The organism is uncultured Selenomonas sp. (assembly GCA_905372355.1).
Taxonomy (GTDB): domain Bacteria; phylum Bacillota; class Negativicutes; order Selenomonadales; family Selenomonadaceae; genus Selenomonas.
The window spans coordinates 26125-39338 of record CAJPOT010000004.1 but is presented as its reverse complement, the minus strand read 5'-3'; the positions used below and the strand labels follow the sequence as shown (position 1 = coordinate 39338).

General features: G+C 58.5%; 19 protein-coding genes and 2 tRNA genes. All 21 read left to right on the top strand.

The window, feature by feature from the left end; all coding sequences use genetic code 11:
• The first annotated feature begins 21 nt into the window (after window positions 1-21).
• On the top strand, window positions 22-333 hold the full coding sequence (rplU, locus tag QZ177_RS03330; RefSeq protein WP_009646866.1) for a 50S ribosomal protein L21: 312 nt from the start codon (window positions 22-24) through the stop codon (window positions 331-333).
• Window positions 333-644 (top strand): ribosomal-processing cysteine protease Prp, encoded by a 312-nt coding sequence (locus QZ177_RS03325; RefSeq protein WP_006193089.1) that lies wholly within the window; start codon window positions 333-335, stop codon window positions 642-644. The genes rplU and QZ177_RS03325 overlap by 1 nt, the downstream gene beginning before the upstream one ends.
• 5 nt (window positions 645-649) lie before the next feature.
• Window positions 650-931 carry a 50S ribosomal protein L27 gene (gene rpmA / locus QZ177_RS03320; RefSeq protein WP_006193088.1) on the top strand — a complete coding sequence of 94 codons (282 nt, stop codon included), beginning with the start codon at window positions 650-652 and terminating at the stop codon, window positions 929-931.
• Window positions 932-1139: 208 nt separating this feature from the next.
• Window positions 1140-2429 (top strand): GTPase ObgE, encoded by a 1290-nt coding sequence (gene obgE / locus QZ177_RS03315; RefSeq protein WP_294175520.1) that lies wholly within the window; start codon window positions 1140-1142, stop codon window positions 2427-2429.
• Between the two features lie 76 nt (window positions 2430-2505).
• Window positions 2506-3633, top strand: a complete 1128-nt coding sequence (gene proB / locus QZ177_RS03310; protein ID WP_294175519.1) for a glutamate 5-kinase — start codon at window positions 2506-2508, stop codon at window positions 3631-3633.
• Window positions 3634-3677: 44 nt separating this feature from the next.
• Window positions 3678-4937: a glutamate-5-semialdehyde dehydrogenase gene (locus QZ177_RS03305; protein WP_009646844.1), complete on the top strand. Its 1260-nt coding sequence runs from the start codon at window positions 3678-3680 to the stop codon at window positions 4935-4937.
• Window positions 4934-5086 (top strand): hypothetical protein, encoded by a 153-nt coding sequence (locus QZ177_RS03300; protein WP_009646818.1) that lies wholly within the window; start codon window positions 4934-4936, stop codon window positions 5084-5086. Before QZ177_RS03305 ends, QZ177_RS03300 begins: the two co-directional genes overlap by 4 nt.
• Window positions 5087-5155: 69 nt before the next feature.
• Window positions 5156-5770 (top strand): nicotinate-nucleotide adenylyltransferase, encoded by a 615-nt coding sequence (gene nadD / locus QZ177_RS03295; RefSeq protein ID WP_294175518.1) that lies wholly within the window; start codon window positions 5156-5158, stop codon window positions 5768-5770.
• On the top strand, window positions 5767-6357 hold the full coding sequence (gene yqeK / locus QZ177_RS03290) for a bis(5'-nucleosyl)-tetraphosphatase (symmetrical) YqeK (RefSeq protein WP_009646805.1): 591 nt from the start codon (window positions 5767-5769) through the stop codon (window positions 6355-6357). The genes nadD and yqeK overlap by 4 nt, the downstream gene beginning before the upstream one ends.
• Window positions 6354-7385, top strand: coding sequence for an LCP family protein (locus tag QZ177_RS03285; protein ID WP_294175517.1), 1032 nt, complete (start codon window positions 6354-6356; stop codon window positions 7383-7385). The genes yqeK and QZ177_RS03285 overlap by 4 nt, the downstream gene beginning before the upstream one ends.
• 43 nt (window positions 7386-7428) lie before the next feature.
• A complete protein-coding gene (gene rsfS, locus QZ177_RS03280; RefSeq protein ID WP_294175610.1) occupies window positions 7429-7761 on the top strand; it encodes a ribosome silencing factor in 333 nt (110 codons plus the stop codon).
• On the top strand, window positions 7762-8679 hold the full coding sequence (locus QZ177_RS03275; RefSeq protein ID WP_294175516.1) for a S1-like domain-containing RNA-binding protein: 918 nt from the start codon (window positions 7762-7764) through the stop codon (window positions 8677-8679). It abuts the gene before it with no gap.
• Between the two features lie 81 nt (window positions 8680-8760).
• Entirely contained in the window at window positions 8761-9729 is a 969-nt protein-coding gene (locus QZ177_RS03270; RefSeq protein WP_294175515.1) for a chemotaxis protein, read from the top strand.
• A 128-nt stretch (window positions 9730-9857) separates the two neighbouring features.
• Window positions 9858-9933, top strand: a tRNA-Thr gene (locus QZ177_RS03265).
• A 6-nt stretch (window positions 9934-9939) separates the two neighbouring features.
• A tRNA-Met gene (locus QZ177_RS03260) sits at window positions 9940-10016 on the top strand.
• Between the two features lie 134 nt (window positions 10017-10150).
• Window positions 10151-10300 carry a 50S ribosomal protein L33 gene (gene rpmG / locus QZ177_RS03255; protein ID WP_006192858.1) on the top strand — a complete coding sequence of 50 codons (150 nt, stop codon included), beginning with the start codon at window positions 10151-10153 and terminating at the stop codon, window positions 10298-10300.
• Window positions 10301-10341: 41 nt separating this feature from the next.
• Window positions 10342-10566, top strand: a complete 225-nt coding sequence (gene secE, locus QZ177_RS03250; protein WP_232208275.1) for a preprotein translocase subunit SecE — start codon at window positions 10342-10344, stop codon at window positions 10564-10566.
• Window positions 10567-10581: 15 nt separating this feature from the next.
• Window positions 10582-11118 carry a transcription termination/antitermination protein NusG gene (nusG, locus tag QZ177_RS03245; RefSeq protein ID WP_009646860.1) on the top strand — a complete coding sequence of 179 codons (537 nt, stop codon included), beginning with the start codon at window positions 10582-10584 and terminating at the stop codon, window positions 11116-11118.
• A gap of 64 nt (window positions 11119-11182) precedes the next feature.
• Window positions 11183-11608, top strand: a complete 426-nt coding sequence (gene rplK, locus QZ177_RS03240; protein ID WP_006192855.1) for a 50S ribosomal protein L11 — start codon at window positions 11183-11185, stop codon at window positions 11606-11608.
• 168 nt (window positions 11609-11776) lie between these two features.
• Window positions 11777-12463: a 50S ribosomal protein L1 gene (gene rplA / locus QZ177_RS03235; protein WP_009646821.1), complete on the top strand. Its 687-nt coding sequence runs from the start codon at window positions 11777-11779 to the stop codon at window positions 12461-12463.
• 175 nt (window positions 12464-12638) lie between these two features.
• Window positions 12639-13193 (top strand): 50S ribosomal protein L10, encoded by a 555-nt coding sequence (rplJ, locus tag QZ177_RS03230; RefSeq protein WP_009646856.1) that lies wholly within the window; start codon window positions 12639-12641, stop codon window positions 13191-13193.
• Window positions 13194-13214: the final 21 nt, after the last annotated feature.

Below are 13214 nucleotides of genomic sequence, written 5' to 3'. Positions count from 1 at the left end.
AACACGCAGGGAGGTGTTTTCATGTACGCTATTATCAAGACCGGAGGCAAGCAGTACCGCGTTGCCGAGGGTGATGTCATCCGCATCGAGAAGCTCAGCGCTGAAGAGGGCGAGGGCGTGACGTTCGATGAGGTTCTGACGGTTGTTGACGGCGATACCGTCAAGGTTGGCCGTCCGCTCGTCGAGGGCGCGAAGGTGACGGGCAAGGTTCAGGCGCAGGGCAAGGACAAGAAGATTCTCGTCTTCAAGTACAAAGCGAAGTCGAACTACCGTCGTCGTCAGGGTCATCGTCAGCCTTTCACGAAGGTCGTTATCGAAAAGATTGAAGCTTGATGATCGAGATCGAGATCGAGCGTCAAGACGGGAAAATATCGGGCTGCCGGGTCAAGGGGCACAACGGCGAATATGGCGCCGACATCGTCTGTGCGGGAGTTTCCTCCATCGTGCAGACAGCTCTTCTCGGCATAGGAAAGCATCTGCATCGCGAGGTAAGCTATCGTGTCGCGAGCGGGGACTTTTTCCTGAAGCTCAAGGAAGCGCCCGACGATTTCACCGAAGCTGTGTTGGAAACAATGCGGTTGGGGTTGGAGGAGATCGAAAAGATCGAGCCCGACGCCGTAAAGATTTCATACAAAGAGAGGTGAGATCCATGTTTAAGTTTGATTTGCAGCTTTTCGCGCATAAGAAGGGCGTGAGCAGCACGCGCAACGGCCGTGACAGCGAGTCCAAGCGCCTCGGCGTAAAGGAGCACGCGGGCACGGTGGTGACGGCGGGCAGCATTCTCGTGCGTCAGCGCGGCACGCATTTCCATCCGGGTCACAACGTGGGCATCGGCAAGGACGATACGCTTTTCGCCAAGGTGGCGGGCAAGGTCGCTTTTGAGCGCAAGGGTCGCTACAACCGCCAGGTCAGCGTTTATCCGACGGCTTAAGGCTTAAGGAGGTGCTGAGTTTATTGGCGCTTCCTTAAATATGTTGCAAGAAAGAGTACCTGCGCCTTTTGCGACGCAGGTATCTTTTTCTATCTGAGGATCGGGGCGCTTGGCGCTCATGCTCCAGCGCCGCAGGTTTTGCGGCGCTGAGGCATGTGCATCAAGGGCGCAGGGACGACGTCGAGGGCATTCTTGAAAGGAGGCAGCGATGCAGTTTATCGATCGCGCGAAGATCAGCGTGAAGGCAGGGGACGGCGGCAAGGGAAAGTCGGCGTTCCGCCGCGAGAAGTTCATTCCCAAGGGCGGTCCTTCGGGCGGTGACGGCGGCCGCGGTGCGGATATCGTCTTCGTCGTCGACCGCAATATGAACACCTTGCTCGATTTCCGCTATCATCGGAAGTTCAAGGGCAAGGACGGCGGCAACGGGGACATCAAGAATATGACGGGCGCGAACGCCGAACCGTGCTACATCAAGGTGCCGCCGGGAACGCTCGTCAAGGATGCGGCGACGGGCGCGGTGCTCGCCGATCTCACGGAGGTCGGTCAAGAGGCCGTCATTGCGAAGGCGGGGCGTGGCGGGCGCGGCAATGCACGCTTCTCCAATCCGGCGAACCGTGCGCCAACGTTTGCGGAGCTTGGCGAACCGGGAGAGAGCAAGGAGCTTCTGTTGGAGCTCAAGCTGCTCGCCGATGTCGGACTCGTCGGCTATCCGAGCGTCGGCAAGTCGAGCCTCATCACGGCGGTTTCGGCGGCGCGTCCCGAGGTTGCCGCTTACCACTTCACGACGCTCGTGCCCGTGCTCGGCGTTGTGCAGACGGACTACGAGAAGAATTTCGTCATTGCGGACATCCCGGGACTCATCGAGGGCGCGGCGGACGGTGCGGGCCTCGGGCACGACTTCCTGCGCCATGTCGAGCGCACGCGTCTCATCCTGCATCTTGTCGATGCTTCCGGCATCGAGGGGCGCGATCCTGTCGAGGATTACTACCGCATCAATGCGGAGCTCAAGAAGTACAGTGAGAAGATCGCCTCGCGCACGCAGATCCTCGTCGCTAACAAGATGGACTTGCCCGAAGCGGCTGAGAATCTGCCTCGTCTGGAAGCCCTCGCAAAGAAGGAGGGCATTCGCATCTTCGCCGTTTCAGCGGTCGCGCATCAAGGCTTGAAGGAACTCATCGACTATGTGGGCGAGACGCTCGAAACCTTGAAGGAAGAGCCGCAGGAGAAGGCGGAAGAGGTGCGCGTCTACGATGCGTCCTTTGAAACGGCAGAGGAGGACGCCGTGACGATCACGCGCAACGACCGCGCCGATTTCATCGTCTCGAACAAGGCGTTGGAAAAACTCGTCGCCATGACGAACTTCGGCAACGACGAGGCGGTGCGCCGCTTCCAGTATATATGGCGCATGAAGAAGATCGACGCGCTCTTGAAGGAGCGCGGCATCAAGGAAGGCATGACGGTTCATATCGGCGATATGGAGTTCGAGTACCGCGAGTAGCGGTAAAAAGGGAAGCGCAAATGTGTGAAGACAGGCGGCTGAACGTATCAGCGGTTCTTCGAGGGAGGCATGATGTATGAATGCACGCGAACGTCTGCGCGAGGCGAAGCGCATCGTCGTCAAGGTCGGTACGAGCACGCTCGTGCGCACTTCGGGAAAGCCTGACTTTCGGCGCATGGATCGCCTCGTGCGCGAGATTGCCGACCTCAAGAACGCGGGGCGCGAGATGGTTCTCGTGAGCTCGGGCGCCATCGCCATCGGCATGGACAGCATCGGCCTGCAGAAGAAGCCGGCGGAGATTCCCGCACGCCAGGCCTTGGCGGCCATCGGGCAGTCGAGCCTCATGACGCTTTATAAAAAGTTTTTTGCCGACTACGGACAGACGGCGGCGCAGGTGCTCCTGACGAAGGAGAATGCCGCGCGTCACCACCAGTACGCCAATTCGCGCAACGCGCTCCTGGAGCTTCTTGCCATGGGCGCCGTGCCCGTCATCAACGAGAACGATGTCGTCGCCGTCGACGAGATCAAGATCGGCGACAATGACACGCTGTCGGCGACGGTCGCGACGCTTATCGACGCCGACGCCTTGCTCATTCTTTCGGATATTGACGGGCTTTACACGGCAAATCCGCAGGAAGACAAGACAGCACGATTGATTCCTGAGGTCGCGGAGATCACCCCAGAGATTGAGCGCATGGCGGGCGGTGCCGGCTCTTCCTTCGGCACGGGCGGCATGGCGACGAAGATCGAGGCGGCGAAGATCGCCGTGAATGCGGGCGCGACGTTTGTCATCGCTCCGAGTGCGAAGGATGACGTGATTTCCGCTGTCCTTGCGGGTGAGTCTGTGGGCACGGTATTCCCGGCGAAGGAGTCGCATCTTCGAGTCAGAAAGAGCTGGCTCGCCTTCGGCAAGCGCATCGCGGGCGACGTCATCGTCGACGAGGGCTGCGAGGAGGCGATGCGCACGCATGGCTCAAGCCTTCTGGCAGTGGGCATCCGCGCCGTCGAGGGCGGCTTCGCGGCGGGTACGACGGTGCGCGTGCTGTCAGCGCGTCAGCAGGAGATTGCGCGCGGCATCGTCAATTACAGTGCGCAGCAGATCGAGAAGATTGCAGGGCGCAAGAGCCGCGATTTCGCAGGACTCATCGAGGGCGAGATCCACGAGGAGGTCATCCATCGCGATAATATGGTTCTGATGGTCTGAAGCCCCGCATAGCGTCGGGGCTTCAGTATGGGGAGGGGTTCATCATGGACATTGAGGCGTTGGTCAAGGAAAAGGCACAGGCGGCGAAGGAGGCGTCGAGACTTCTGGCAGTCATGAAGCCTGAGGACAAGAATAGGGCGCTTCATGCCATGGCGGATATGCTCGAAAAGCGGGTGCGTCTCATCTTGGATGCGAACGCCGAAGATCTCGAAGAGGCGCGCATGAAGAAGGCGATCAAGCGCTCCTACCTCGACCGCCTTATGCTTGATGAGAGCCGTATTCACGCGATGGCGCAGGGACTGCGCGAGACGGCGGCTCTTGCCGATCCCATCGGGCGCGGCGACTTCTCGACGGTGCGCCCCAACGGGCTTGAAATCCGTCGCGTGCGCGTGCCGCTCGGCGTCGTCGGCATCATCTACGAGGCGCGTCCCAATGTGACGTCGGATGCGGCGGGGCTTTGCCTGAAATCGGGCAACGCCGTGCTGCTGCGCGGCGGCGCAGACGCGATCCGTTCGAATACGGCGATTGCATCGCTTCTCGCGCAGGCGGCGCAGGAGGCGGGAGTGCCTGCGGGCGCGATCGGCTTCATCGACTCGGCCGACCGGCAGGGCGTCGAGGCGATGCTGCACCTCGACGGCCTCTTGGATGTCGTGATTCCGCGCGGCGGGGCGGGTCTCATCCGCGCCGTCGTGCAGGGAAGCACGGTGCCTGTCATTGAGACGGGCAGCGGCGTCTGCCACACTTTCGTCGACGAGAGCGCCGACCTTGCCATGGCGGAGAAAATCGCTCTGAATGCGAAGGTTTCGCGCCCGTCGGTCTGCAATGCGATGGAAACACTGCTCGTGCACGAAAGCATCGCCGAGGAATTCCTGCCGCGTCTCGTGCGGGCGATGGAAGCGGCGGGCGTCGAGCTGCGCGGCTGTGAAAAGGCGCGTGCCGTCTGCACTTCGCTCAAGGAGGCGCAGGAGGAGGATTGGTTGACGGAGTACGGCGATCTCATCCTCTCCGTCAAGGTCGTGCGTGATCTAGAAGAAGCCATCGTACACATCAACCGCTACAATACGGGTCATTCGGAGACGATCGTCACGAATGACGTCAAACATGCGCATCGCTTTCAGGCGGAAGTCGATGCGGCGGCGGTCTACGTCAACGCTTCGACGCGCTTCACAGACGGCGGCGAGTTCGGCTTCGGTGCGGAGATCGGCATCAGCACGCAGAAGCTGCACGCGCGCGGCCCCATGGGACTTCTGGAGCTGACTTCGATGAAGTATCTGATCTACGGCGAAGGACAGGTGCGCGAATGAAGCGCCTCCTCGGCTATGCGCGTGCCATCAGGCAGTATCTGGCGACGGAAAAGGGCGCGTACGATTTCTATGACGCCGTGCGTGCCGTCCTCGTCATCTTCCTGAGCATGGCGGCGGCGCTGGCCGTGGCGTTCTTTCTCTTCGGCTGATTCACGAAGGGAACTCTCGCTGAATCTGTTCGTCGCATTCATTTGTCGCATAGGAAGCGGGGTGAGGTCGTGGCACAGGAGAAGAAACGCGTCGGCATCATGGGCGGCACGTTCGATCCCATCCATCTCGGTCATCTTGTCATCGCGGAGGCGGCGCGGGAGGAGCTGGCGCTCTCCGAGGTGATCTTCATTCCCGCGGCGCAGCCGCCGCACAAGCCCGGACGGAAGGTGGCGGCGGCTGCGCACCGCCTGCGTCTCGTGCAGCTTGCCGTGGAAGGCAATCCCTTCTTCCGTGCGCTCGACGTGGAGATGCGGCGCGAGGGTCCGTCGTATTCCTACGATACGCTGCGTGATCTCGTCGAAACGCATGGCGAGAGCGTGGACTTCTATTTCATTGTCGGCGGCGATGAGATCAGCGCCATCCTCACATGGCATCGCGTCGCCGAGCTTTTTTCCCTTTGCCGCTTCGTGGCGGCGAGGCGCAAGGGGGCGTCGCTCTCCCTGGACGAGGTGCGCACGCATCTCGGCGAGGAAGCGCTCTCGCGCATACGACTCGTGCAGGCTCCGGAGCTGGAAATCTCCTCTACGGACATCCGGCGCCGCCTGCAGGAGGGGCGCTCGATTCGCTATCTCGTGCCCGAAAAGGTCGAAGCCTACATCTATAAAGAAGGTCTGTATTCATGAATTACGAGGCGATGAAAGAAGAACTCGCTCAGCGGCTGCAAAAGAAGCGCTACGAGCACTCCCTCGGCGTCGCGGACACCGCCGCCATGCTCGCCGGGCGCTTCGGCGTGGACGTGGAAAAGGCGCGTATTGCGGGGCTTCTGCATGACTGCGCGCGCGAATATCGGACGGCGGATCTTCCCGCTGAGGCGGCGCGGCGCTCGATTGCCTACGGCGAGGTCGAGCGCGCAATGCCGCTCCTTCTTCATGCCTACGTGGGCGCAAGGCGTGCGGAGGAACTGTACGGCGTGACGGACGCGGAGATTCAGCAGGCGATCTGGCGCCATACGGTCGGCGGCGAGCGCATGACGAAGCTCGATAAGATCATCTACTTCGCTGACATGATCGAGCCGCAGCGCGACTATCCTGAGGTCGAGGAGCTGCGTGCGCTGTCGCGCACGGCGAGTCTCGATGCGATGGTGCTCGAAGGGCTTTCCCAGTCCATCGCATTCGTCCTGCAGTCCGGAAGGCTCATCCATCCGGCGACGGTGGCGGCACGCAACGAAATTCTCCTTCGCGCCCGTGCGAAAGAGGGTCATGCGCCATGACGCAGAGAAAGAGGAGCCGCACGCAGGAAAACATCCGCTTGAAGCGCAAGGAGCAGGCGCGTCGCCGCCGCATCGCGCGTGCACGCTTCCTCGTGCTGATGTTCTTCCTTACCATATTCATCGCCGTGCTCGCCGTCGCAGGCTACTTTCTCTACGGCATCGGACACAGCATTTATCAGGAGATCGACGCCGTCTACCAGGGCTACGAGGAGCGGCGACAGGAGCGCGACCGTCACATCGATGCGAAGTTTGACGGCTACACGAACGTCCTCGTGCTCGGCATTGACGATGGTGCGGACGAGAACGGTACGGAAGGGCAGCACGCCGACACGATCCTGCTCCTCAGCATGGAAAATGCGACGGGTCGTCTGCGTGCCATCACGGTGCCGCCCAACATGATCGTACAGCTGCCGCAGAAGGGCGGCGAGATACGTGCAACCGATCTCTACGCGCACGGTGGCGCTCCGACGATGGTGCAGGCGCTGTCGGATCTTCTCGGCGTCTCCATCCATCAGTATGTGACGCTCGATACGCACGCTCTCGCTGATCTCGTCGACGTCCTGGGCGGCGTCGACCTCTACGTCGAGGACGAGATGAACTACGACGACCCCGAGGCGGGGCTTTCCATCCATATCCCCAAGGGATTTCAACACTTAGACGGTGACACGGCACAGAAATATCTGCGCTACCGCAGCTCGGAACTCGGCGAGGTCGGCAGGCTGCACCGCCAGCAGCGCTTCGCTAAGGCGCTCTACGAGAAGTTCCTGCAGGTCGACACGATACCGAAGTTGCCTGATGTGGCGGACATCTTTAAGTACCGCATGACGACGAGTGCGGAGATTTTCGATTCGGCGCGTCTTGCGAAGGTCTTGAAGAACCTCGGCGATGAGCCGCCGACGACGCTTCTTCTGCCCACTGTGCAACACGACGGCTATTGGCTGCCGGACCGCGCGGCGATCGGGCAAAAGATTGAAGAATTATTCCCAGAATTGGTAAAGCATGAGGGAGAAAATGACGATAATAAGTGAAGAGCAGTAGGAGGCATGGATTTTGAGCAACACACCGGAAGAAATGAGTCGGGCGATCGCCAGAGCTGCGAGCGACAAGAAGGCGCAGGACATCGTCATCATGCGCATGGCGGAGCTCACGACAGCGGCGGACTATTTCATCGTCTGCTCGGCGAATACGGCGACGCAGGTGCGCGCCATCGCCGACAATATCGAAGATGAGATGTTGGAGAAGCACGAGAAGCCGTATCTGCACAAGGAAGGCTATCGCGAGGGCGAGTGGGTTCTCCTCGACTACGGCGATTGTGTCGCGCATGTTTTCATGGCGGAAAGCCGCGCGTTCTATGCTTTGGAAAGGCTATGGAGCGATGCGCCGGTCGAGCATTATGAGGACTAGATGATGGCGGAAGAAAAGCGCAGGAAGTACGGACCGAGTACGGTCGCCAAGCTTCGCGTCGCGCGTCTCGGCGACTTCGGCGCGTTCCTTGACGCTGAGACGGGCAGTACATCGGACGACATCCTGTTGCACAAGACACAGCAGACGCGCGAACTCTCCGTCGGAGAAGAGGTCGAAGTGTTCCTCTACCTCGATCCCAAGCACCGCCTGACGGCGAGCATGAGGACGCCGCGCATGAAGGAAGGGCAGGTCGCACGGCTCACGGTCATCAATGTGAGCCGCGACGGCGCTTTTCTCGATGTCGGCGCTGAGCGCGGCATCTTCCTGCCTTATGCGGGAATGCGCGGCAGGCCGCAGATCGGCGAAGTCGTCTGGGCGAAGCTCTACACGGACAAATCGGGAAGGCTTGCCGTGACGATGGAGGTCGAGGACGAATTGCGGCGCGCTTCGAAGCCCGCGACAGATGTGCGCGTTGGCACCCATCTATCCGGCTCGATCTACAACATCACGGAGAGCGGCGCGTTCATTTTCACGAACGAACGTTACATCGTGTTCGTTCCCCACAAGGACATGCGCGAGCGGCCGCGCGTGGGCGAGGAGGTCACCGTGCGCATCACCTATGTGCGCACGGACGGCAGACTCAACGGCTCCCTGCGTGAGCCGAAGGAGAAGGCGCTCGTCACGGATGCTGAGCGCATCCTCGCCTACCTTGAGGAGCACAGGGGCAGGATGCCTTACAGCGACAAGACGACGCCTGAGATCATCAAGGCGAAATTCCAGATCAGCAAGGCGGCATTCAAGCGCGCTCTCGGACATCTGCTTAAGGCGGGAAACATCGAGGAGAAGGACGGCTGGACGCTTCTTAAAGACGGAGCTTCGCTTGAGGAGGGCGAGGGGAAGCGCGAAAATAATCCGTGATTCCCTGCAAATAAAAGAAGGATTTCAGACCTTTTTAACGAATTGTGTCTTATGAAGTATGAAATAGGGGGCGGATTTTTCATGGCAGAAGGAAAAGACGAGAAGAAGGGCATTTTGCTGGAAACCGGCACAAATGAGTTTGAAATCATCGAGTTCAACATCGGCGCTGTCGATTACGGCATCAACGTCGCGAAGGTGCGCGAGGTCATCAAGGCCTCGGACTTTCCCGTGACGACGATGCCGCAGGCGCATCCGTACATCAACGGGCTTTTCACCCTGCGCGGCAGGGCTGTGCCGCTCGTCGATCTGCCGCGTTGCCTCGGCGTCATGAGCGGACAGACGGCGGGACGCTCGCAGAACATCATCGTGACGGAGATCAACGGCTACGACATGGGCTTCCTCGTCGACAATGTTTCGCGCATCCACCGCATCTCGTGGAAGAACATGGAACCGGCGCCGGAAGTCGGCGACCAGTCGCGCGTCGTCGGTCTCGTGAAGATGGAAGGCAAGATCGTCCTCCTGCTCGACTTCGAGACGATCATGGCGGAGATCAATCCCGAAATCAACCAGAAACTCACGACGGTTGATGATACGACGGAAGATATCAAGCAGAGGCGTGCCTCGCAGCACATCGTCGTGGCGGAGGACTCGATGCTCCTGCGCGACCTTCTTGTCGATACGCTGCATGGCGCCGGATATACGTTCGTGCGCGACTTTGGCAACGGCGAAGATGCGTGGAACTTCCTTAGAGAGATCGCAGAGAAGACGGAGCCTGAGCAGATTTCCGAGAAGGTGCGCATCATCATCTCCGACGTCGAGATGCCGAAGATGGACGGACATCGCCTGCTGAAGCTCGTGCGCGACGACGACCGTCTGCGTCCGATTCCGCTCATCCTATTCTCGTCGTTAATTTCCGAGGAAATGCGCCGCAAGGGCGATGACCTTGGCGCAAGCGCCCAGATTTCGAAGCCTGAGATCAATCAGCTCATCCATACGATCGACAAGTTGATCTTCGGCATCGACACGACGGGCATGGACGACGATTTTTAAGGAACAATTCCTCTTTTTGCCGCAGCGCCTTCATGGCGCTGCGGTTTTTCGCGTCAGGGAAAAGAAAATTTTCGCAAATCCCTTGCAAAGCCGAGGTGTATCGTGTATAATCCTATTGTTGTCGATTTGCTGATGTAGCTCAGTCGGCAGAGCGTATCCTTGGTAAGGATAAGGTCACCGGTTCAATCCCGGTCATCAGCTCCATATAACGGCGGCATAGCTCAGTTGGCTAGAGCATGCGGTTCATACCCGCAGTGTCCGGAGTTCGAATCTCTGTGCCGCCACCATTTTCAAGCCCCGCGAGGGGTTTTTGTTATGTTGGTGGGAAGTTCGGGGATTTTTCCTTGCATATTGTTGACACTCGGTATTAAGTGTGATAAAGTATGTTAGTGATTTTATGGAAGGGAAGGAGTGCTGAAACATGCGCAACGCCGTTACGTTGGCCTGCACGGTTTGCAAGAACCGCAACTATCAGACCAACAAGAACAAGAAGAATGATCCCGATCGGCTTGAATTCAACAAGTATTGCAAGTTCTGCAAGAAGCATACGCCGCATAAAGAAACGAAGTAAGCCCTGCGGCTTGCAGCAATATGATACGGGGTGTGAATGCTTTGGCAGATGAAAGATCGTCAGCGCCGCAGTCTTCTTCGGGCGGTTTCAACCTCTTCCGTTTCTTGGGCGAGGTCAAGGCAGAGATGAAGAAGGTGACATGGCCGACTCACAGGGAGCTGGTGACGTATACCGGTGTCGTGGGGGTGGCGGTCGTTGTCGTCTGTGCGCTGATTTGGGTATGCGATACGTTTTTTGCAAGACTGTTTAAACTTATTCTGCAATAGAAGGCTGGAGGCGCGATGGAGTCTGAGAAGAAATGGTATGTGATCCATACCTATTCCGGATATGAGAACAAGGTCAAGGCGAATCTTGAGTCTCGCGTCCATACCATGGGGATGGAGGACAATATTTTCAACGTCATCGTCCCGATGGAGGAAGAGGCCGAAATCAAGGACGGCAAGAAGAAGCTCGTCAAGAAGAAGGTTTTCCCCGGTTACGCCTTGGTTGAGATGATCGTCAATGACCGCTCTTGGTACGTTGTGCGCAACACGCCGGGTGTCACGGGATTCGTCGGCTCGGGAACGAAGCCGATTCCGCTGTCGGAAGCAGAAGTAAAGCATATCTTGAAATCTATGGGGACGGAGGAAGAGAAGCCCGTCACCCACATCGATCTCGAGGTTGGGCAGGCCGTACATATCAATTCGGGTGCTTTTGAGAATTTCGCTGCCACGGTGGCGGAAGTCTTCCCAGAAAAGGGCATGGTCAAAGTTCTCGTCGATATGTTTGGACGCGAGACTACGGTTGAGCTGTCGTACAACGAGGTTGAAAAAATCTAGGGAATCGCTCGGTGTCTCGATATGAGAAGCAGCATAAACCCCTTTTAAGGAGGTGTTAAAAAGTATGGCAAAGAAGGTCGCAAAGCTCGTCAAGCTGCAGGTTGTTGCCGGCAAGGCAAGTCCGGCTCCTCCGGTAGGCCCGGCACTCGGTCAGGCAGGCGTCAACATCATGGCTTTCGTCAAGGAATTCAATGAGAGGACGGCCAAACAGGCTGGTCTTGTTATTCCGGTCGAGATCACGGTCTTCGAGGATCGTTCGTTTACGTTCATCACGAAGACGCCGCCCGCCGCAATTCTTTTGAAGAAAGCTGCCGGCATTGAAAAAGCTTCCGGTGAGCCGAACAAGACGAAAGTCGCTAAGGTGCCGCGCGCGAAAGCGCAGGAGATCGCGCAGTCGAAGATGCAGGATCTCAATGCGGCAGACCTCGAAGCTGCTACGCGCATGATCGAGGGAACGGCTCGCAGCATGGGCATCGAAATCGTCGATTGATTCGAGACGCTCATGCTCGTGGCAGGAAATTGCGCGCACAAATGTCCACTTCCTGGACGTTGTACGCCGTCCTTACATGAAACCAGCCAATCGGTCTGCGCCTTCGGCTTGATCCCTTGGGGTTTCGTTGTAAAAAAACCGCTATGACCACGAAAGGGGAATTTTTGAATGGCAAAACACGGCAAGAAATATCAGGATGCTGCGAAGCTTCTGGAAGACGGAAAGCTCTACAGTGTCGCTGAGGCTATGGAACTCGTGAAGAAAACTGCGACGGCAAAGTTCGATGAGACGATCGAGCTGCACGTCCGTCTCGGCGTTGATCCGAAGTACGCTGATCAGCAGGTTCGCGGTGCTATGGTTCTGCCGCACGGCACGGGCAAGGCGAAAAAGGTTCTCGTCTTTGCCAAGGGCGAGAAGGTCAAGGAAGCCGAGGATGCAGGTGCTGATTACGTCGGCTCGGACGAGATCGTCACGAAGATTCAGGGCGGTTGGTTCGACTTCGATGTCGCCGTCGCTACGCCCGATATGATGGGCACGGTCGGCCGCCTCGGTAAGGTCTTGGGTCCTCGCGGTCTCATGCCGAACCCGAAGCTCGGTACGGTCACGATGGATCTTGTGAAGGCGATCAGCGAGATTAAGGCCGGTAAGGTCGAGTACCGCACGGACAAGGCCGGCAACGTCCATGTCCCGATCGGCAAGGCTTCGTTCGATGTCGATAAGCTCAAGGCGAATTATCAGGCACTCATCGACACGCTCGTCCGCGTTCGCCCGGCAGCAGCGAAGGGGCAGTACATCCGTGCGATCACGGTCAGCTCTACGATGGGCCCCGGCGTTCCGATTGCTACGATAGCCTAATCCGATAAAACAGCATACGATGACTGTAGACAGCAGGTATGGATCTTCCATCTAACGAGCAAGTTGCTCGCCCGCCGAGGTCGGATTCAGGCGCATTGCTTCAAAAGATGCGGCTTCCGGCATACAGTTGGGAGCCGTTTTATTTTGTTGAATCTCATTGAGAGGGGGTGCAAGAATGAATGCAAAGGTAAATGCAAAGAAGGAAGCGGTTGTCGCTGAGCTGAAGGAAAGGCTTCAGACGGCGAAGGGAGCCGTTTTTACAAGCTACAAAGGCTTGACGGTAGCGCAGGACACGGCGCTTCGCCGCGCGCTTCGTGAGGCAGGCGTTTCGTATCATGTCGTCAAGAACACGATGACGCGCATCGCCGCGAAGGAACTCGGGCTCGACGAACTTTGCGATCACTTGGAGGGGACGACGGCTCTTGCCGTTTCCACTGACGACGCTGTGGCGCCGGCGAAGGTCATCTGCGAGTTCATGAAGAAGAACAAGCTCGATGAAGCCGGCATCCTGACGCTCAAAGCAGGTCTTCTCGACGGACGCGTCATCGACGTCGCTGAGGTCAAGGCTTTGGCCGATCTGCCGTCGCGCGAGGTTCTTCTCGCAAAGCTCTTGGGCAGCATGCAGTCTCCGATTGCGGGTACGGTCAATGTGCTCCAAGGAGTCATCCGCAACGCGGTCTATGTGCTTGAGGCGATCCGCAAGCAAAAGGAGGAGCAGGCTTCCGCCTGAACCTTATAGAGTGCAGCGGTT